Annotated in this window: 19 protein-coding genes and 1 riboswitch; of the genes, 2 read left to right on the top strand and 17 right to left on the bottom strand. The window is 69.6% G+C overall.

Annotated features, from left to right (window positions below; genetic code table 11):
• Positions 1-6: 6 nt before the first annotated feature.
• The 3 genes from N5D30_RS18705 to N5D30_RS18695 are packed head-to-tail and all read right to left on the bottom strand — an operon-like array spanning position 7 to position 2,452.
• Complete coding sequence (locus tag N5D30_RS18705; RefSeq protein ID WP_279910158.1) at positions 7-681, bottom strand: DUF1028 domain-containing protein; 675 nt, start codon at positions 679-681, stop codon at positions 7-9.
• A complete protein-coding gene (locus N5D30_RS18700) occupies positions 678-1,106 on the bottom strand; it encodes a RidA family protein (RefSeq protein WP_220812572.1) in 429 nt (142 codons plus the stop codon). The genes N5D30_RS18705 and N5D30_RS18700 overlap by 4 nt, the downstream gene beginning before the upstream one ends.
• Positions 1,106-2,452 (bottom strand): NAD(P)/FAD-dependent oxidoreductase, encoded by a 1,347-nt coding sequence (locus N5D30_RS18695; protein WP_279910157.1) that lies wholly within the window; start codon positions 2,450-2,452, stop codon positions 1,106-1,108. Before N5D30_RS18695 ends, N5D30_RS18700 begins: the two co-directional genes overlap by 1 nt.
• A gap of 264 nt (positions 2,453-2,716) precedes the next feature.
• On the opposite strand from N5D30_RS18695, the gene N5D30_RS18690 reads away from it, so the two are divergent.
• Positions 2,717-2,962 (top strand): hypothetical protein, encoded by a 246-nt coding sequence (locus tag N5D30_RS18690; RefSeq protein ID WP_220812574.1) that lies wholly within the window; start codon positions 2,717-2,719, stop codon positions 2,960-2,962.
• 18 nt (positions 2,963-2,980) lie between these two features.
• Here the strand turns inward: N5D30_RS18690 and N5D30_RS18685 are convergent, their stop codons facing one another.
• From N5D30_RS18685 to N5D30_RS18635, 11 genes are all read right to left on the bottom strand, one after another.
• Complete coding sequence (locus tag N5D30_RS18685) at positions 2,981-3,823, bottom strand: ABC transporter ATP-binding protein (RefSeq protein WP_279910156.1); 843 nt, start codon at positions 3,821-3,823, stop codon at positions 2,981-2,983.
• Between the two features lie 5 nt (positions 3,824-3,828).
• Positions 3,829-4,665: an ABC transporter permease gene (locus N5D30_RS18680; protein WP_279903030.1), complete on the bottom strand. Its 837-nt coding sequence runs from the start codon at positions 4,663-4,665 to the stop codon at positions 3,829-3,831.
• The gene (locus tag N5D30_RS18675) at positions 4,662-5,414 is read right to left on the bottom strand and encodes a hypothetical protein (RefSeq protein WP_279910155.1); all 753 of its coding nucleotides are present in this window, start codon (positions 5,412-5,414) and stop codon (positions 4,662-4,664) included. Before N5D30_RS18675 ends, N5D30_RS18680 begins: the two co-directional genes overlap by 4 nt.
• Positions 5,411-6,037 carry a cysteine hydrolase gene (locus tag N5D30_RS18670; protein ID WP_279910154.1) on the bottom strand — a complete coding sequence of 209 codons (627 nt, stop codon included), beginning with the start codon at positions 6,035-6,037 and terminating at the stop codon, positions 5,411-5,413. The genes N5D30_RS18675 and N5D30_RS18670 overlap by 4 nt, the downstream gene beginning before the upstream one ends.
• Positions 6,034-6,798 carry a creatininase gene (locus tag N5D30_RS18665; RefSeq protein WP_279910153.1) on the bottom strand — a complete coding sequence of 255 codons (765 nt, stop codon included), beginning with the start codon at positions 6,796-6,798 and terminating at the stop codon, positions 6,034-6,036. Before N5D30_RS18665 ends, N5D30_RS18670 begins: the two co-directional genes overlap by 4 nt.
• Positions 6,795-7,682 carry a DMT family transporter gene (locus N5D30_RS18660; protein ID WP_279910152.1) on the bottom strand — a complete coding sequence of 296 codons (888 nt, stop codon included), beginning with the start codon at positions 7,680-7,682 and terminating at the stop codon, positions 6,795-6,797. Before N5D30_RS18660 ends, N5D30_RS18665 begins: the two co-directional genes overlap by 4 nt.
• Position 7,683: 1 nt before the next feature.
• A complete protein-coding gene (gene fabG / locus N5D30_RS18655) occupies positions 7,684-8,433 on the bottom strand; it encodes a 3-oxoacyl-ACP reductase FabG (protein WP_220812580.1) in 750 nt (249 codons plus the stop codon).
• Positions 8,433-9,206, bottom strand: a complete 774-nt coding sequence (locus tag N5D30_RS18650; RefSeq protein ID WP_279910150.1) for an SDR family NAD(P)-dependent oxidoreductase — start codon at positions 9,204-9,206, stop codon at positions 8,433-8,435. The genes fabG and N5D30_RS18650 overlap by 1 nt, the downstream gene beginning before the upstream one ends.
• A 2-nt stretch (positions 9,207-9,208) precedes the next feature.
• Positions 9,209-10,234 (bottom strand): fatty acid desaturase, encoded by a 1,026-nt coding sequence (locus tag N5D30_RS18645; RefSeq protein WP_279903037.1) that lies wholly within the window; start codon positions 10,232-10,234, stop codon positions 9,209-9,211.
• 870 nt (positions 10,235-11,104) lie between these two features.
• A complete protein-coding gene (locus N5D30_RS18640; RefSeq protein ID WP_347881218.1) occupies positions 11,105-12,103 on the bottom strand; it encodes an ABC transporter substrate-binding protein in 999 nt (332 codons plus the stop codon).
• Positions 12,104-12,157: 54 nt separating this feature from the next.
• A riboswitch (guanidine-I (ykkC/yxkD leader) is annotated at positions 12,158-12,261 on the bottom strand.
• 283 nt (positions 12,262-12,544) lie between these two features.
• Positions 12,545-13,441 (bottom strand): peptidoglycan DD-metalloendopeptidase family protein, encoded by an 897-nt coding sequence (locus tag N5D30_RS18635; protein ID WP_279910148.1) that lies wholly within the window; start codon positions 13,439-13,441, stop codon positions 12,545-12,547.
• A gap of 200 nt (positions 13,442-13,641) precedes the next feature.
• Here N5D30_RS18635 and N5D30_RS18630 point away from each other — a divergent pair, with 200 nt between their 5' ends.
• Entirely contained in the window at positions 13,642-15,135 is a 1,494-nt protein-coding gene (locus N5D30_RS18630) for an acetyl-CoA hydrolase/transferase family protein (RefSeq protein WP_279910147.1), read from the top strand.
• Positions 15,136-15,279: 144 nt separating this feature from the next.
• On the opposite strand, the gene N5D30_RS18625 is transcribed toward N5D30_RS18630, so the two are convergent.
• The 3 genes from N5D30_RS18625 to pstB all read right to left on the bottom strand — a co-directional run bounded on the left by N5D30_RS18625 (position 15,280) and on the right by pstB (position 17,961).
• Positions 15,280-16,188: a response regulator gene (locus N5D30_RS18625; RefSeq protein WP_279903040.1), complete on the bottom strand. Its 909-nt coding sequence runs from the start codon at positions 16,186-16,188 to the stop codon at positions 15,280-15,282.
• A gap of 106 nt (positions 16,189-16,294) precedes the next feature.
• Positions 16,295-17,023, bottom strand: coding sequence for a phosphate signaling complex protein PhoU (gene phoU / locus N5D30_RS18620; protein ID WP_220812586.1), 729 nt, complete (start codon positions 17,021-17,023; stop codon positions 16,295-16,297).
• 104 nt (positions 17,024-17,127) lie between these two features.
• Positions 17,128-17,961, bottom strand: coding sequence for a phosphate ABC transporter ATP-binding protein PstB (gene pstB, locus N5D30_RS18615; protein WP_220812587.1), 834 nt, complete (start codon positions 17,959-17,961; stop codon positions 17,128-17,130).
• Positions 17,962-18,014: the final 53 nt, after the last annotated feature.

Raw genomic sequence — 18,014 nt, 5'->3', positions numbered from 1 at the left:
AACCGTTCATTCGTCGCCCGGCACGCCGTAGCTCGGCGCCTGGGTCGGATCGAGGGCACGGGTGATGTAGTCGTGCAGCTGCGGCTCGTAGGCGCGCCAGAGGTCGTCCAGCGCACCGATCGGGTCCTCGTCGGCCCAGTCGACGCGCAGGTCGACCACAGGCCACACCAGGTCGCCGACCACCGAGAGCGCCGCCGAATGCACCGGCCCGGCCTCGCCGCCGGCGGCCATCGCCGCGTGCATGGCCGCCAGCAGGCGGTCCGGCAGGCCGCCGCCGCTCTGCTCGAAGGCCTCGACCATGGCGTCGATCACCGCCGGCGTGCTCAGCAGGTTGCCGGCCGCCACGCACTGCTCGCCGGCGCGGGCGTGGTGCACGCCGAGCGCCTCGCTGCCGGTGAAGTAGGCGCAGGCGCCGTGGCTGTCGATCACCGTCACCTGGCGGTACTGGCCGTAGCCGTTGCGCGTCAGCGCCTTGTCCAGCGCCGCCGCGGGCGCCTCGCCGGCTTCCAGCAGGTCGAGCACCTGCGGCCCGAGCGCCGGCAGGGTGATGTTCTGCGTCGACACCGCGCCGACCCCGGCCCGCAGCCAGGGGCAGCGGGCGCCGACGGCGATGCTCGACGAGCTGATGGCGATGCCCAGCTGGCCGGTCTCGGCGCAGCGGCCGACGATGGAGAAGGTCATGGGCGCGCCTCCCAGTCGTCGGGGATGACCGCGATCACATCGATCTCCATCAGCCACTGCGGCTGGCCGAGGGCCGACACCACCAGCCCGGTGGAGATCGGGAACACGCCCTTGAGCCACTTGCCGACCTCCTGGTAGACCGGCTCGCGGTAGCGCGGGTCGATGAGGTAGGTGGTGGTCTTGACGATGTGCGAGAGGTCGCTGCCGGCCTCTTCCAGCAGCTGCTTGACGTTCTTCATGGCCTGCTCGGCCTGCGCGCGCGGGTCGCCGAGGCCGACCAGCCGGCCCTCGAAGTCGGTGCCGACCTGGCCGCGCACGTACACCGTGTTGCCGGCGCGCACGGCCTGGCACAGGTCGTTGTCCAGGGTCTGGTTGGGGTAGGTGTCCCTGGTGTTGAACATGCGGATGCGGGTATGGGTGGGCATCAGCGGACTCCCGGAAGGCTGACTTTCTGTGGGGCCTGCGCCTCGCGCTGCGCGGCGTCGCGGTAGGCCTGGTACTTGCGCTGGGTGGCGATGTGGTCGGCGACGTGCTTGGCGTCGTGCCACACGCCCCAGATGAAGGTGGAGCCACGGCGCGACAGCCAGGGCAGGCCGACGAAGTACACCCCCGGCTCGCTGGACACGCCGCGCTGGTGCCTGGGCTTGCCCTGCTCGTCGAAGGCCGCCACCTGCAGCCAGGAGAAGTCCGTGGCGTAGCCGGTGGCCCAGATGATCGAGGTGATCCCGGCGGCCCGCAGGTCCAGTTCGAGGATCGGCCGGCTCACGCACTCCGGCTCGGGGAAGGTTCTGCGCGCCTCGGGCTCCTCCGGCAGATCGAGGCCGTTGCGGGCGATGTAGGCGTCGGCGGCGTCCAGCAGTGACAGGTAGTTCTCGTCGCCGCGCGCCAGGTTGTCCGCCAGGTCGTCCTGGAAGCGCACCCGGTCGCCGTCGAAGGCGCGGGTCAGGCCGACCAGGGCGATGCCCTCGCCGGCCAGCCGGCGGAAGTCGATGGTCTCGCCGCCGCGGGCGCCGCTCACGGCGATGGTCACGTGTTCCTTGCCCGGCTGGGCGGCCTCCATGTCCCACAGGCCGAGCACGCCCAGCCACCAGACGAAGTCACGACCCCGATAGCTGCGCGGCGGCCGGTCGTGGGCGCCGACCGAGAGGTAGACGCGGCGCCCGGCGCGGTTCAGCTCGTCGGCGATCTGCACGCCGGAGGAGCCGGCGCCGACCACCAGCACCGCGCCCTCGGGCAGTTGCTGCGGGTTGCGGTAGTCGGCGGAGTGCAGCTGCAGGACCGCGCCGTCCCGCGGTGCGATGGCCGGGATCACCGGGCGCTGGAACGGGCCGGTGGCGGCCACCACCCGGTTGGCCTGGATCGTGCCGATCGAGGTCTCCACGGTGAAGCCGGGGCGGTCGGCGTTGCGCAGCACCCGCTTCACCTCCACGCCGGTGCGGATCGGCGCGTCGATCTGGCGGGCATAGGCCTCGAAGTAGTCGGCGACCATGTCCTTGTGCGGGAAGGCGTCGGGGTCGATGGCGAATTCCAGGCCGGGGAAGCGGTCGTGCCAGGCCGGGCCGTTGGCCACCAGCGAGTCCCAGCGGCAGGTGCGCCAGGCCTCGGCGATGCGGTTCTTCTCCAGCACCAGATGGGGGACGCCGAGCTTGCCCAGGTGTTCGCTCATGGCCACGCCGGCCTGCCCGGCGCCGACCACCAGGGTATCTATCTCGATCTTTTCGGCCGGCCGGCCGGTGAGACTCTGGAGGGTGGGTTGCTGCGGCTCGGCCATGGGTTGCTTTCCTCGGGCTCTGAACGGAGTGGCTCGGCTGTCGCCGGGTTATGGCCGCATTCTGTTCAGCGCCGGGGATTCGCGAAATTATGTTTTTTGTGCTCGCTGGCGAGGAAAAAGCTGGCCGCGCGCCCTTCGTCGGCTCGCTGCGGCGCGGGGCAGCGACGGGCTTATGGTGGATGTGGGCAACGGACGCCCCGCGCACCCACCCCAGCCCCGCCGCGCGCCGAGGAAGGCGGCGCCGGCAAGCCATGAGGTATCGCCATGAACCTGCACTGTGTCCATCGCAACTACCAGATCAAGGCGGCGGTCGTCGAACATCCGGGCATTCCCACCCCCTGGGCGGGCGGCTGCCTGATCACCACGCCCACCGGCGAGACGCTGCGGCGCATGCCGCTGCCGCTGCAGCTCGGCTTCCTCGGCGACCTGGACAAGGCCCAGCACGCCTCCATCGCCCACGGCAAATGGCTGGTGGACCAGCACCTGGACCAGGGCCGCGAGCTGCACTGACGGCGCGCAGGGGCCGGCTCAGGCCGGCACGCCGCGGGTCAGCTGTTCCAGCAGTTCCAGGTCGGTGTTCATGCCCGAGGTCTCGCGGATGCGCGCGAGGATTTCCTTCTTGAGGGCGAGGAATTCGGCGGACAGCTTCATGTCCTGATGGCGCTCGGCCGGCAACGGCACCTCGTAGATCGTGTCGATGCGCCCCGGGCGCGGCGCCATCAGCACCACCCGGCCGCCGAGGTAGATGGCCTCCTCGACGTCGTGGGTGACGAACAGGATGGTGCTCTTCTCCAGCCGGTGCACGTGGCGGATCAGGTCGTGCATCACCTCGCGGGTCTGCGCGTCGAGGGCGCCGAACGGCTCGTCCATCAGCAGGATCTGCGGCTTGGGCATCAGCGCGCGGGCAATCGCCACGCGCTGCTGCATGCCGCCGGAGAGCTGGTTGGGATAGGCCCCGGCGAAGGCCGACAGGCCCATCAGGTTGAGCAGCGCGTCGGCGCGGCCGCTGGCCACCTCGACGTCGGCGTCGCCGCGCACAGTGTCGCTGACCACCTTGAGCTGGCGGCAGAACCTGATGTTCTCCATCACCGTCAGCCAGGGGTACAGGCTGTAGTGCTGGAACACCATGGCGCGGTCGATGCCGGGGCCGTGGATCGGCCGGCCGTCGACCAGTATCTCGCCGGCGCTGTGCTGCTCCAGGCCGCCGATGCTGCGCAGCAGGGTCGACTTGCCGCAGCCGGAGGCGCCGACGAAGGTGATGAACTCGTTGGCGCGGATGTCCAGGCTGACGTCCTGCAGCGCCTGCACCTCGCGGCCCTTGCTCTTGAACAGCTTGCCCACGCGGCGCACTTGGATCTTGCTCTCGCTCATCGCGCTTACCTCTTCATCCAGGGGAAGGCCACCCGGCCGAGCCAGCGGAACGCCTGGTCGGTGAGCAGGCCGATGACGCCGATCAGGATGATGCCGGCGAAGATCTTGTCGGTGTGCATGTAGCGCTGCGCCTTGAGGATGGCGTAGCCGAGGCCGGAGTTGGCCGCCACCAGCTCGGCCACCACCAGGTAGGTCCAGGCCCAGCCGCAGGTGATGCGCAGGGTGTCGAGCAGCGCCGGGCGCGCCGAGGGCAGGATCACCAGCTTGACGATCTCGCCGCGCGAGGCGCCCATGGTCTGCGCCGCCTCGATCTGCGCCATGGGCACCCGGCGCACGTCCTCGGCGACCATCAGCACCATCTGGAAGAAGGTGCCGATGAAGATGATCAGCACCTTGGAGCCCTCGTCGATGCCGACCCACAGCATGATCAGCGGGATGAAGGCCACCGCCGGCATGTAGCGGATGAAGTCGGTGAGCGGTTCGAGGAAGGCCTGCACCGGGCGGTAGGTACCGATGTACAGGCCCAGCGGCAGGGCGATCAGCGCCGAGGCGGCGAAGCCGGCCATGACCCGGTACACGCTGATGCCGATGTCGGCGAGCAGGCCCTCCTCGCTCCACCAGCGGCCGACCCGCGCCAGCACCGCGTCCGGGCCGGGCAGGAACATCGGGTTGGAAACCCCGGCGGCGCTGGCCAGCCACCACAGCGCCAGCGGCAGCAGCAGGCCGGCGGCGGCCAGGCCCCAAATCGCGCCGCGTGGCAGCTCGCCGCGGATGACCCACCAGCGCGGACGGGGCGGCGCGACGCTGGGACGGCTCTCGGGCAGGGGTTGATGGGCGGTCATGGCGTCACCTCCTCGGCGAACAGGGGCGACTCGCGGCGCTGCCATCCGCCTGCGGGAGGCAGCGCACCGAGTTCGGCCAGCACGGCGGTAGTCAGGGCCCGGTCGAGTCCGTCCGGATCGACCGTCGCCGGCAACAGGGCCTGGCCGGCGCGGCCGGCCAGGGTGGAAAGCTCGATAGCCCAGGGCGTGGCGCCGCCCCGGTGGCGGCCGAAGGACAGCTCGAAGGCCAGCAGCGCCTCGGCGTCGCCCTCCGCCAGCAGCGCGCTGAGCGACTCGGCTGGCGGCAGTACTGCCCCGCGCCCGGCGGCGAACAGGAAGCAGTCGCCGGCTAGCAGCAGGCAGCCCTGGCGACCGCCGTTCGCCGCGAGCCACACGCCCCAGTTGCGCCCGAGCGATTCCGGCAGGCGCTCCCAGACCTCGTGGTAGCTGCCGTCGAGACCGTCTTCGAGCAGGTAGTCGGCGCGCTCGAAGCGCATGCGGCCGATGTCGTCGCGGCCGCTGGGCGGCTGGAAGTCGATCGCCCGGTGCCACTGGCAGATGTCGCCGTCGATAGCGGTGACGCCGGCGAAGCCGGCCTGCAGCGCACGCCCGGCGGCATCCCGCGGGCCGGGCTGGGGAATGCGCAGGTCGGCGAACAGGCTGGCGGTCTGCAGCCAGTACACGGCGGTGGTGGTGTCGTGCACGCCGCCGGTAGTGGTCAGCAAGGTGCGCTGCCACACGCCCAGGTAAGGCTCGGGTACGGACTTCATGCGCCCTCCCACTCGGCCAGCAGCGCGGCGCTGTCGAGCACGCGGCCGAAGATGCCGCCCTCCACCGCGACCATGGCCAGGGCGGCGGCGTGCAGCGCCGGGTCGGCCGAAGCGCAGGCGTCGGACACCAGGGTGCAGGCGTAGCCGAGGTCCACCGCGCTGCGCAGGGTCGAGGACACGCAGACCTCGGTGGTCACCCCGGTGATGATCAGATCGGTGATGCCGCGATTGCGCAGCAGCAGTTCCAGGTCGGTGGCGGCGAAGGCGCTGTAGCCGGGCTTGTCGATCACCGGCTCGCCGGGCTCGGGGCGCAGTTCGTCGATCAGGTCGTGGCCGAACTCGCCGCGCACCAGCAGGCGGCCTAGCGGGCCGCGCCCGCCGATGGGCGCACCGGCGGCCTCGGCGCGGCGGCGCTTGAGTGCCGGCAGGTCGGAAAGGTCCGAACGATGGCCCTCGCGGGTGTGCAGTACCAGCAGGCCACGGGCGCGGGCGCCGGCCAGCAGGCGCTGGATCGCCGGGATCGGCGCGCGCAGGCGGCCGACGTCGAGGCCGGCGCGGTCGGCGTAGCCGCCCGGCGCGCAGAAATCGCGCTGCATGTCGATCACGATCAGCGCAGTGCTCACAGGGCGAACTCCTTGCGCACCGCGCTGGCGATGCCGCCGGCGATGTCGGCGGCCATCAGCGCGCCCTTCTCCGCCGTCGAGCCCCTGGCCGAGGACAGCACGCCGGACGGCGGCACCCATTCGGTACGCGGCGGATACATGTCGTAGGGCGGGAAGTCGGCCGGGCCGTCGTCGGGAATCAGGTCTAGGCGCACCAGCTGCGGCAGGTAGTGCAGCATCAGCGAGGTCTCGATCACCGCCGCGTGCTCCAGGGCGAAGCCGGGGAAGCCGTCGGGGAACACGTCGGCCAGGGTCTGCTCGGTGCAGAAGTCCCAGTGCTCCAGGCGCATCACCTGCAGCGCGCTCTGCGGCCCCAGCTCGCGGATCGCCAGCTCGATGCCCTCGGTGACAAACCACTGGTTCTCGTAGTGGCCGTCGACCAGCACCAGGCGGGTCACGCCGTGGCGGGCGAACTCGCGCACGGCGTCGCGCACCAGGGCGATCAGGGTCTGCCCGTCGAGGCTGGTGGTGCCGCAGAAGTGGTTGCCGCCGCCGCACTTGGGCTGCGACTTGTAGCCGTAGGACAGCGCCGGGGCGACCAGGCCGCCGACCCGCGCGGCGACGTCCTCGCAGATGGCGCTGGCGAGCAGCGCGTCGGTGCCCAGCGGCAGGTGCGGGCCGTGCTGCTCGGTGGCGCCGCAGGGCAGGAACACCACCGGCGACAGTTCGCGCACGCGGCGCGCGTATTCGACCCAGCTGAGCTGGTCCATGCGTACGGTCATGACTTGGCCTCACAGAGAACGGAAGAAGAAGGTCGGCTCGGCCGCTCGGCGAGCAGCGCGGCGATCAGCACCAGGGCGCCGCCGCTCCATTCGCGCAGGCCCAGCTCGCGCTCGCCGAACCAGGCGGCGGTGAGCACCGCCACCACCAGCTCGATCACCACCAGCACCGCGGCGCGGCTGGCCTCGACATGGCTGAAACCGTATTGCGCAGCGCCCATGGCGAGCAGCCAGAACAGGCCGAACAGAGCGATCTGCAGCCACAGGCCGGGGCCGGCCGGCGGCAGCGTGGTGTCCTGCAGCAGGCACAGCAGGCCGCCGAGCAAGGCCGCTCCGACGAAGGCCACCACCGCCTTGCTGGCCAGCGGCACGCGGTCGGCGGCGCGGGTCGCCAGGTTGTTGCAGGCGAAGGCCAGGCCGGCGGACAGCGCCAGCCAGTCGCTGCCGGCGAGTGGGCGGAAGGTGTCGGCGCTGACGCCCAGGGTCAGGGCGATGCCGATCATCGCCAGCGCCAGGGCACCGACACGCACGGCGCTGAGCCGCTCACCGAGCAGCAGCCAGCCGCCGAGCAGGCCCCACACCGGCGCCAGGTAGAACAGCAGCATGGCGCGCACCACGTCGCCCTCGGACAGCGCACCAACCAGCCCGGCGGTGGCCCAGCCGCCGCACAGGAAGATCACCGCCAGGGCGCGACGCTGCGGCCACCAGGCGCGCTGCTGGGCGGCCATGACCGGCAGCGCCACCAGGCAAAGCAGGCCGTAGGTGTAGAGCACCACCGGCATGCCCCTCAGGCCCTGGCCGGCGAGGTGCTCCAGCGGCAACCAGCCCAGGCCCCAGAAGCTGGCGCCGAGCAGCAGGACCAGCTCAGGTCTGAAGAGGGGGCGCATCTCAGCCGCCCATCCAGGCGCCGCCGTTGGCGCCCAGGGTCTGGCCGTGGAAGAAGCCGGCCCCGGCCGAGGCCAGGAACAGCACGGCGGCGGCGATCTCCTCCGGGCGGCCGAGGCGCCCGGCGGGGATCGCCGTCTCGCGCGCGACCATCTCCGCGCTCATGTGCTCCACCGAGACCATCGGCGTGTCCACCGGGCCCGGCGCCACCGCGTTGATGCGGATGGCCGGGGCGAATTCGCGGGCCAGCGCCTTGGTCAGGCCGATCACCCCGGCCTTGGCCGCGCAGTAGGCGGCATAGCGCTCGCGGCCGATCTGGCCCAGCTCCGAGGCGATGTTGACGATGCAGCCCTCGCCGCGCGCCTGCATGTGCGCCAGGGCGTGGCGGCAGCAGCGGTAGACCGCGTGCAGGTCGACCCCAAGCACCTGCGCCCACTCCTCCTCGCCGATGTCGAGGAAGGGTTTCTCCAGGATGATCCCGGCGTTGTTGACCAGGATGTCTAGGTCGTCCTCGGCGAGCACCCAGCCGAACATGTCGGCGACCTGCACCGGCGAGGCGACGTCGGCCTGCACCGCGTGCGCCCGGCCGCCATCGGCGGCGATGCGCGCCACCAGCGCGGCGGCCGCCTCGGGCTGGTCGAGGTGGTTGATCCACACCGTCGCGCCGGCGTCGGCCAGGGCCAGGACGATGGCCCGGCCGATGCCCTGGGTGGCGCCGGTGACCAGCGCAGTCTTGCCTGCCAGGGGTTTCATCAGTGCATCACCTCGCCGTGGCTGACCGACAGCGCCTGGCCGGTGACGGGCGCGGCCAGCGCGCTGCCGAGGAACAGGAAGGTGCCGGCCAGGTCGGCCGGGGTGAGCAGCTCGGGCACCGCCTGGGCGGCGAGGATCAGCGCCAGCTCGTCGGCCTCGCTGCGGCCGTTGGCCTGGGCCATCACCGCCAGCGAGCGCATCGCCGCGTCGGTGCCGATCCAGCCCGGGCATACCGCGTTGACCCGGATGCGCCGCGGCCCCAGCTCCCAGGCCAGCGAGCGGGTCAGGCCGATCACCGCGTGCTTGCTGGCGACGTAGGCGGAGAAGCCCGGCACACCCTTGAGGCCCCAGATCGAGGCCTGGTTGATCACGCTGGCACCGTCGCGCAACTGCCCCTGCAGGCCACGGGTCAGGCGCAGCATCGAGGCCACGTTGTTGTCCAGCAGCGCCTGCCAGCGGGCGTCGGCCTCGGCGCCGGTCTCGGCCAGCGGGGTGGCGTACTCCACCCCGGCGTTGTTGATCAGCACGTCGAGCGGCAGGTGGCCGCGCCGTTCGACGTAGGCCGCCACGGCGTCGCTGTCGCCCAGCTCGACGCAGGCCCAGGCCACGTCGGTCAACGGCGCCAGTTCGTCGGCCACCGCGGCCAGGGCCTCGGCGTTGCGGTCGAGCAGCTCCAGGGTCGCACCCTGCTCGGCGAAGGCCCGCGCCAGGCCGCGACCAATGCCGCTGGCGGCGCCGGTGAGCAGCACGCGCTTGCCGCGATAGTCGATCATCGTCACACCGCCGTCAGGAAGGACACGCCAACCGCGCCGTAGAAGCCGTCCGCGCGCTGCGCGCCGCTCGGCTCGACCGCGCCATAGTTGTCGTCGACGACCCGGCGCAGGCGGTGCTGGTGGAAGCTCTTGAGCAGCAGGCGCATCGGCAGCACCTGGCCGTAGTCGTCGCCATACAGCTCGTGGTGCAGCCTGCGCAGGCGGTACCAGGGCGCCACCGGCTTCTCGTGGTGGGCGTTGTGGTAGGCGAAGTTGAGCAGCAGCAGGTCGAGCACCGGCCAGCGCACCGAGACCACGTTGGTGTAGGTGTTCATCTGCTCGTAGGCGCGGTCGCGCTGCTTGTCGGCGGGAATCTTGCCGCCGTCCTCCAGCACCGCGAAGGCGTCGTAGGTGTGCTGGTAGGCATCGGTGAAGCGCAGCACGGTGAGCATGATCGACCAGGCCACGAAGTAGAGGATCGCCGCCTTCGGCGAAACCGCCGCGAGCAGGCCGAACAGCGCCAGGCGTACCAGCAGGGTCAGCGCCACCTTGCGCCGGTGCGCGCGGTGCTTCTCGTTGGTGGTGATGAACGGCAGCACGATCACGTACCAGTGCATGATCAGCTCCACCGCCGGCACGTAGGCCCATTCGGCGGCCAGCACCAGCCCGCGCAGCCAGCCCGGGCACTTCTGGTTGAGGAACTGCTTGGTGTCGAAGGTGATCACGTCGGCGCGGTCGACGTGGTGGCGCATGTGCTTCTTGCGCAGGTCCTGGAAGCCGGCGTAGCAGCTGCCGCAGATCCAGCTGGCGACCTCGCCGGCCCACTCGTTGTGCTTGGGCTTGGCGAAGATGGTGCCGTGGGCGAACTCGTGGATCAGGTAGGCGGCGACGATCATCGCGTGGCCGAGCAGCAGGGTGCCGGCGGCGTTGAGCAGCCAGCTGTCGGCCAGCAGCAGGCCGATACCGAGCGCGTAGCCGCCGAGGGCGTAGGCGATGGCCAGGCTGTTGGGCACACGGCCGTCGGCATAGCGGTAGATCTGGGTGGACATGGGTTCCTCCGGATACCGGTTGGCGTCATGGGCGACAGGGATAGCCCGGCGCCTCTTTCATCCTCGTCATTCCCGCACGGGCGGGAGTCCAGTTGCATTGCCTGGCTGGGTCCCCGCCTGCGTGGGGACGACGGCCTGAGGCGACGCAGGGGCGGGGTGGATAACCGCCCCTCTTGCATCCTCGTCATTCCCGCGCCGGCAGGAGTCCAGTTGTGTTGCCTGGCTGGGTCCCCGCCTGCGCGGGGACGACGGCCTGGGGCAATCGCAGGGGCGGGTGGGTAACCGCCCTTCTTGCATCCTCGTCATTCCCGCGAAGGCGGGAATCCAGTGGCGTTGCCTGCCTGGGTCCCCGCCTGCGCGGGGACGACGGCCAGAGGCGACGCAGGGGCGATGTGGATAACCGCCCTTCTCTCATCCTCGTCATTCCCGCGCGGGCGGGAATCCAGTGCGCTGCCTGGCTGGGTCCCCGCCTGCGCGGGGACGACGGCCTGGGGCAACGCAGGGGCGGGGTGGGTAACCGCCCTTCTTTCATCCTCGTCATTCCCGCGCAGGCGGGAATCCAGTTGCGTCGCCTGGCTAGGTCCCCGCCTGCGCGGGGACGACGGCCTGGGGCAACGCAGGGGCGGCGTGGATAACCGCCCTTCATTGCATCCTCGTCATTCCCGCGCAGGCGGGAATCCAGTGCGCTGCCTGGCTGGGTCCCCGCCTGCGCGGGGACGACGGCCTGGGGCAACGCAGGGGCGGCGTGGATAACCGTCCTTCTCGCATCCTCGTCATTCCCGCGCAGGCGGGAGTCCAGTTGCGTTGCCTGGCTGGGTCCCCGCCTGCGCGGGGACGACGGTGGTGGAGTGGCCAGGCGAACCTTTGCCGTTACTTGGCCAGGGCCTCGACGAACTGGGCGTCGAAGGTGCTGGCGAAGTCGGGGATGGCGGGAATCTGGCCGTTGTCCTTGAGCAGCTTGGCGATCACCGCGCCGCTGCCGAAGAACGAGCTGGTGGCCTCGGACGGCTCGAAGTTCCTGCCCATCTCGGCCAGCGGGATGTTGTACACGCCGCTCATCTGCTCCTTGGCTTCCTCGGCGCTGACGCCGAGCACCTTGCCGATGATCCCGGCGGCCTCTTCCGGGTGGCTCTGCATGTAGGCCAGGCCGTCCAGGTAACCCTGCATCAGCGCCTTGATCGCCACCGGGCGCTTGGCGATGACCTTCTCGTCGAACACCAGCACGTCGGTGATCAGGCCGGGAGCGTCCTTGGAGGAGTACACGACGTGGAACTTGTCGCCGGGCATGCCGAGGATCTGCGACACGTTCGGCTCGTAGGTCACACCCACCGGCAGGCTGCCGCTGGCCATCGCGCCGGGAATGCCCTCGGGGGTCATGTTCACCGGGCTGATGTCCTTCTCCGACAGGCCGTTGCTCTTCAGCGCGTAGGCCAGCAGGAAGTCGGACGGCGACAGCGGGTTGAAGCCGACCTTCTTGCCCTTGAAGTCGGCCACCGAGGCGACCGATTTGTCGGCGACGATGGCATCGCCGCCGTTGGAGAAGTCGATGGGCATCACCACCCGGTGCTTGAGGCCCTTGGCCACGCCGCCGACCACCTGGTCGTAGGTCAGCATGCCGCCGTCGAGGGCGTTGCCGGCCAGCGCCGAGGGGATCAGCGCCGGGTCGTTGAAGAACTGCAGTTCGACCTTGAGGTCGTGGGCCTTGTACAGATCGAGGGCGTCGGCGACGTAGAACGGGCCGTAGCCGGCCCACACCACGGTGCCGATCTTCATCTTCTCGACGGCCTGGGCGGAAAGCGGAAGCAGGGCGGCGAGGCTGGCGAAGCAGGCGCCGAGGAGGGTCTTGCGCAGGAAACGCGGGGACAGCATCGGGTTCATGGCATTGCTCCTACACGTGGGGAATCGGGCACGGGATGACGTCACGTCTCCCGGGCTTTTCTCCCGCCGTGTAGCCCTGCTCCCTAGGGCCGGAAAACTCTCGGACCAGCCATCCACTGCCGTGGACCGGAACCCTAGTTCGCCTGTGATGCAACTCCGATGTGTAAATCGTCATGAGCGCCAGCCGACTGCGGCCGGCGCGGGTGACTCATCCCGTTCGGGGAGGATTTTGCAAGTCCGGTGCCAGGCAACGGAAATCTGCCGGAGCAGTTAAGAAAATCGCCGGCATTCAGGGACTTGCGTCCGCGATGCCGGCGTGGGCGATGTGCCGCGCGCGGGCCGGCGGGCGGGCGTGGGCGCACCACCGGCTGGCAGGCGCCTGTTTTCAGTGCGCGCCGCGGTGGGGCGATTCGGGGAGTGGAGCCGGTAGGGCTATTCGCCGCCGACGGCGAAGTTGGGCAGGCTGTCCACCGGCTGGGCGAAGTCGAACGGGATGGACTCCAGCGCCAGGCCGATGTTGCGCTGCACCACGAAGTGCAGGTGCGGGCCGGTGCTGTTGCCGGTGTTGCCGGAGCGGGCGATCTGGCTGCCGGCCTCGACCCACTGGCCTTCGCTGACGTCCACCGAGCCGCGCATCAGGTGCAGGTAGACGCCCATGGTGCCGTCGTCGTGCAGGATGCGCACGTAGTTGCCGGAGGGGTTGTTGCCGCGCCCGCTCTGCTGGTTCTCGGTCTTCACCACCGTGCCGCGGCGCGCGGCGACGATCGGCGTGCCCTCGGGCATGGCGATGTCCATGGCGTAGCGGCCCTTGGGCGTGAAGTGGCTGTACTTGCCGTTGGCCCCCTGGGTCAGGCGGAACGGGCCGCCGCGCCAGGGCAGCGGGTAGTTGTACAACTGCGGCAGTTGGCGCGGGTCGCCCATGGCATAGCGCAGCTTCGGCTTGTAGCTCATGGGCTTGTCGCCCTCGCGCGGGGCGAGGGTCGCCAGGCGGATGGCGCTGCGCGGCGGCAGCACCCAGCGGATCGGCTCGTCCGGCGCGCCCACGGCGTTGACCACCGCGTCCAGGCGCAACTCGACCTCCACCGGCGCGTACAGGTCGTTGCGCACCTGCAGGGTCTCGCCGCCGTCGTGCTTCTTGGTCTCCAGCTTCACCTGGCTGTCCAGCTTCTCGACCATGCGGTCGCGGAACACCAGCACCTGTGCGCCAGGCATGGCCTTGTCGCTATAGGTCACGGTGCCGTGCTTGTCGACATACTTGTAGATGGTCAGCGCACTGGCCTGGCCGGCGAGCAGCAGCAATGCGCCGAAAACGAATGAACGCCCTAGCATAACTTCGAATGTGTCGTTGAATCCCCGGGATCGGCAAGACTAGCAGCGCGGCGGGGAGCATGCGAGCACCGGGGTGCCAGGCTGCGAGGAAATCCACACCCGCCGACGAAAGGCGCTCAATCCGACCTTGGTCGAACTGGCACGGCCGGACCCAGCCCCTAGACTCCGCCGCTGTTCTTTCCGCCGCCGAGTAAGCCCCCATGTATTCTGATCGCGTGCGCCTGCCAGCCCTGCTGGACAAGCTGATGAGTGCGGCCGAGGCCGCGGCCCTGATCGAAGACGGCATGACCGTCGGCATGAGCGGCTTCACCCGCGCCGGCGAGGCCAAGGCGGTGCCCCGCGCGCTAGCCGAGCGGGCCAGGACCCGGCCGCTGCAGATCAGCCTGATGACCGGCGCCAGCCTGGGCAACGACCTCGACAAGCAGCTGACCGAGGCCGGCGTGCTGGCCCGGCGCATGCCGTTCCAGGTCGACTCGACCCTGCGCAAGGCGATCAACGACGGCAGCGTGATGTTCATCGACCAGCACCTGTCCGACACCGTCGAGCAGATCCGCAACCTGCAGCTGAAGAAGCCGGACATCGCGGTGATCGAGGCGGTGGCCATCACCGAGGAAGGCCACATCGTACCGACCACCTCGGTGGGCAACTCGGCCAGCTTCGCGATCTTCGCCGACAAGGTGATCGTCGAGATCAACCTGGCGCACAACCCCAATCTCGAAGGCCTGCACGACATCTATATCCCGACCTACCGGCCGACGCGCACGCCGATCCCGCTGGTGCGCGCCGATCAGCGCATCGGCAGCGGCGCCATCCCGATCCCGCCGGAGAAGATCGTCGCCATCGTCGTCACCGACCAGGCCGACTCCTACTCCACAGTCACCCCGCCGGACGCCGACACCCAGGCCATCGCCGACCACCTGATCGCCTTCTTCGGCAGCGAGGTCGAGGCCGGCCGCCTGCCGAAGAACCTCGGCCCGCTGCAGGCCGGCATCGGCAGCATCGCCAACGCGGTGATGTGCGGCCTGCTGGAGTCACCCTTCGAGGACCTGGTGATGTACTCCGAAGTGCTGCAGGACTCCACCTTCGAGCTGATCGACGCCGGCAAGATGCGCTTCGCCTCCGGCTGCTCGATCACCCTGTCGGCGCGCTGCAACGAGCGGGTGTTCGGCAACCTGGAGCGCTACAAGGACAAGCTGGTGCTGCGCCCGCAGGAAATCTCCAACCACCCCGAGCTGGTGCGCCGGCTGGGCATCATCGGCATCAACACCGCCCTGGAGTTCGACCTGTACGGCAACGTCAACTCCACTCACGTGGGCGGCACCCGGATGATGAACGGCATCGGCGGCTCCGGCGATTTCGCCCGCAACGCTCACCTGGCGATCTTCGTCACCAAGTCCATCGCCAAGGGCGGCGCGATCTCCAGCGTGGTGCCGATGGTCAGCCACGTGGACCACAGCGAGCACGATGTCGACATCCTGGTCACCGAGCAGGGCCTGGCCGATCTGCGCGGCCTGGCGCCGCGCGAGCGCGCCCGGGCGATCATCGACAATTGCGTGCACCCGGACTTCCGCGGCCCGCTGAACGACTACTTCGCCCGCGCCTGCGCCCGCGGCGGCCACACCCCACACCTGCTGCGCGAGGCGCTGCAGTGGCACATCAACCTGGAAGAAACCGGACGCATGATGGCGAGCTGATTTCGGGCCTCGGCCCGGATGCCCGAAGCCGCTTCCGCCACGACCGGAAGCGGCTTTTTTTATCGATGGCCGGTGCCGTAGGGTGCGCCGCGCGCGCAGTCTCGGCGTCATCGGTGCGCACGGCGCACCCTACAGGAAGTGCGGTTACGCGCCTGGGACGAAGTGCTTCTGCGCGGTGCCGCGGGCGATCAGGCGGGACAGGTAGTCGAGCTTCTGTGGGTCGCGGTCGACGAACTTGAAGGTCAGCTGCAGCCATTCGCTGTCCGGCTTCGGCTCCAAGGCCGCCACGGCGTGCAGGTAGCCGTTGAGGCGCGCGGTCTCGGCGGCCTCGCCCTGCTCCAGGTCGAGCACGGCGCTCTCCAGCACCTGGGGCAGCTGCTCGGTGCGCCGGACCACCAGCAGGGCCTCCTTGAGGCTCAGCGCCTTGATCACGCAGGCCATGCTGCCGGAGGGCAGGCGCAACTGGCCCTGGCCGCGGCCACCGCTGCTGGCCGAGGGCTTCGATGCGCTGGCGGGGGCCGGGGCGGGCGCCGCCCTGGGTGCGGCGGCCGGCTTGGCGGCGGGTTGCACCACCTCGGCCTTGCCGCCGGTCAGGGCGGCCAGGGAGTCGTTGGCGAAGGCGCCGCTGCTGAGCATCTTCGGCGGCGCGCTGGCGGCCAGGGCCTGCAGCTTGCCGGCGCGGTGCAGGGCCTTCTTGACCTTGGTCACCAACTGGTCGTTGGAGAACGGCTTGCCGATGTAGTCGGAGACCCCGGCCTGGATGGCCTGGACCACGTTCTCCTTGTCGCCGCGGCTGGTGACCATGATGAACGGGGTGGTCTTGAGTTCGTCCTGCTCGCGGCACCAGGTGAGCAGTTCGAGGCCGGACAGCTCCGGCATTTCCCAGTCGCAGAGGATCAGGTCGGCCGGCTGGCGGGCGAGCATCTGCTGGGCCTTGCGGCCGTTGATCGCTTCGTCGATCTGGATGCCGGGGAAGTGGTCGCGCAGGCCCTTCTTCACCAGATCACGGATAAAGGTGGCGTCGTCCACCACCAGCACACTGACTTTGCTCATCGACCACTCCCGACAACGATGCCAACAAGCATAGCTGCGGATGGTGGCTCAAGGCCAACGAGTCGCCCCGATGGTCATCCGGGCGGCACGAAGCCGCCCGGCAACCTCACTCGCTCTTGCCGCCCTGCACTTCTTCCTGCATGCGGGCCAGCCCCATGTGGCGCACGTCGGTGCCGCGCACCAGGTAGATGACCAGTTCGGCGATGTTGCGCGCGTGGTCGCCGATGCGCTCCAGCGAACGCAGCACCCAGATGATCGACAGCACGCGGGTGATCGAGCGCGGGTCTTCCATCATGTAGGTGACCAGTTCGCGCAAGGCGCTCTTGTACTCGCGGTCGATGGTCTTGTCGTACTGAGCCACGGACAGGGCCAGTTCGGCGTCGAAACGGGCGAAGGCGTCCAGCGACTCCTGCACCATCTTGCGCACCTGGTCGCCGATGTGGCGCACCTCGACGTAGCCGCGCGGCGCCTCGCCGCTCTCGCACAGCTCGATGGCGCGCTTGGCGATCTTCGAGGCTTCGTCGCCGATGCGCTCGAGGTCGATCACCGACTTCGACACGCTGATGATCAGGCGCAGGTCGGAGGCGGCCGGCTGGCGGCGGGCGAGGATGCGCAGGCATTCCTCGTCGATGTTGGTTTCCATCTGGTTGATCTGGTCGTCGATCTCGCGCACCTGCTGGGCCAGGCCGGAGTCGGCCTCGATCAGCGCGGTGACCGCGTCGTTGACCTGCTTCTCGACCAGGCCGCCCATCGCCAGGAGGTGGCTGCGCACTTCCTCCAGCTCGGCGTTGAACTGCTGGGAGATGTGATGGGTGAGACTGTCTTTGTTGATCATCTTGGTCGCTCCGCGAGCTTCAAGCTGCAAGCTTCAAGCCGCAAGTTAATCGTCGTCGAGGTCGCGCTTCCTTGCCGCTTGAAGCTTGCGGCTTGCAGCTGCCGTTAGCCGTAACGGCCGGTGATGTAGTCTTCCGTCTGTTTCTTCGCCGGGTTGGTGAACAGCGTGTCGGTGTCGCCAAACTCGATCAGCTTGCCCATGTACATGAACGCGGTGTAGTCGGAGACGCGCGCCGCCTGCTGCATGTTGTGGGTGACGATGACGATGGTGTACTTGCTCTTCAGCTCGTAGATCAGTTCCTCGACCTTGAGGGTGGAGATCGGGTCGAGCGCCGAGCAGGGTTCGTCGAGCAGGAGCACTTCCGGCTGCACCGCCACGGTACGGGCGATCACCAGACGCTGCTGCTGGCCGCCGGACAGGCCGAGGGCGGAGTCATGCAGGCGGTCCTTCACTTCGTCCCACAGGGCGGCGCTCTTCAGGGCCCACTCCACGGTCTCGTCAAGCACGCGCTTCTGGTTCACGCCCTGGATGCGCAGGCCGTAGACCACGTTCTCGTAGATGCTCTTGGGGAACGGGTTGGGCTTCTGGAACACCATGCCGACGCGGCGGCGCAGCTCGGCGACGTCCACGCCCTTCTTGTAGATGTCGTGGCCGTCGAGGCGGATCTCGCCTTCCACGCGGCAGCCGTCGACCAGGTCGTTCATCCGGTTGAAGGTGCGCAGCAGGGTCGACTTGCCGCAGCCGGACGGGCCGATGAAGGCGGTCACGCGCTGCTTGGGGATGTTCATCGACACGTCGAACAGCGCCTGCTTGTCGCCGTAGAACAGGTTGAGGCCGGGCACTTCCAGGGCGACGGTCTCGTCCGCCAGGTTGAGGCCCTGCTTCTGCCGGCCGAGGGCGGCCATGTCGATACCGTGGGTGTGTACTTCGTGCTGCATGGGAGGCTCCCTACGCTAACAATTCGTTCAGGTCGCCCGGCCGGGCCGGGCGA

The organism is Pseudomonas sp. GD03875, from assembly GCF_029840585.1.
Classification (GTDB): Bacteria; Pseudomonadota; Gammaproteobacteria; order Pseudomonadales; family Pseudomonadaceae; genus Aquipseudomonas; species Aquipseudomonas paralcaligenes.
This window is presented reverse-complemented; position numbering and strand designations above follow the sequence as displayed.

Coding starts and splice junctions, on each gene's coding strand:
- N5D30_RS18705 (WP_279910158.1), bottom strand. CDS start 681: ATGACCTTCTCCATCGTCGGCCGCTGCGCCGAGACCGGCCAGCTGGGC.
- N5D30_RS18700 (WP_220812572.1), bottom strand. CDS start 1,106: ATGCCCACCCATACCCGCATCCGCATGTTCAACACCAGGGACACCTAC.
- N5D30_RS18695 (WP_279910157.1), bottom strand. CDS start 2,452: ATGGCCGAGCCGCAGCAACCCACCCTCCAGAGTCTCACCGGCCGGCCG.
- N5D30_RS18690 (WP_220812574.1), top strand. CDS start 2,717: ATGAACCTGCACTGTGTCCATCGCAACTACCAGATCAAGGCGGCGGTC.
- N5D30_RS18685 (WP_279910156.1), bottom strand. CDS start 3,823: ATGAGCGAGAGCAAGATCCAAGTGCGCCGCGTGGGCAAGCTGTTCAAG.
- N5D30_RS18680 (WP_279903030.1), bottom strand. CDS start 4,665: ATGACCGCCCATCAACCCCTGCCCGAGAGCCGTCCCAGCGTCGCGCCG.
- N5D30_RS18675 (WP_279910155.1), bottom strand. CDS start 5,414: ATGAAGTCCGTACCCGAGCCTTACCTGGGCGTGTGGCAGCGCACCTTG.
- N5D30_RS18665 (WP_279910153.1), bottom strand. CDS start 6,798: ATGACCGTACGCATGGACCAGCTCAGCTGGGTCGAATACGCGCGCCGC.
- N5D30_RS18660 (WP_279910152.1), bottom strand. CDS start 7,682: ATGCGCCCCCTCTTCAGACCTGAGCTGGTCCTGCTGCTCGGCGCCAGC.
- fabG (WP_220812580.1), bottom strand. CDS start 8,433: ATGAAACCCCTGGCAGGCAAGACTGCGCTGGTCACCGGCGCCACCCAG.
- N5D30_RS18650 (WP_279910150.1), bottom strand. CDS start 9,206: ATGATCGACTATCGCGGCAAGCGCGTGCTGCTCACCGGCGCCGCCAGC.
- N5D30_RS18645 (WP_279903037.1), bottom strand. CDS start 10,234: ATGTCCACCCAGATCTACCGCTATGCCGACGGCCGTGTGCCCAACAGC.
- N5D30_RS18640 (WP_347881218.1), bottom strand. CDS start 12,103: ATGCTGTCCCCGCGTTTCCTGCGCAAGACCCTCCTCGGCGCCTGCTTC.
- N5D30_RS18635 (WP_279910148.1), bottom strand. CDS start 13,441: ATGCTAGGGCGTTCATTCGTTTTCGGCGCATTGCTGCTGCTCGCCGGC.
- N5D30_RS18630 (WP_279910147.1), top strand. CDS start 13,642: ATGTATTCTGATCGCGTGCGCCTGCCAGCCCTGCTGGACAAGCTGATG.
- N5D30_RS18625 (WP_279903040.1), bottom strand. CDS start 16,188: ATGAGCAAAGTCAGTGTGCTGGTGGTGGACGACGCCACCTTTATCCGT.
- phoU (WP_220812586.1), bottom strand. CDS start 17,023: ATGATCAACAAAGACAGTCTCACCCATCACATCTCCCAGCAGTTCAAC.
- pstB (WP_220812587.1), bottom strand. CDS start 17,961: ATGCAGCACGAAGTACACACCCACGGTATCGACATGGCCGCCCTCGGC.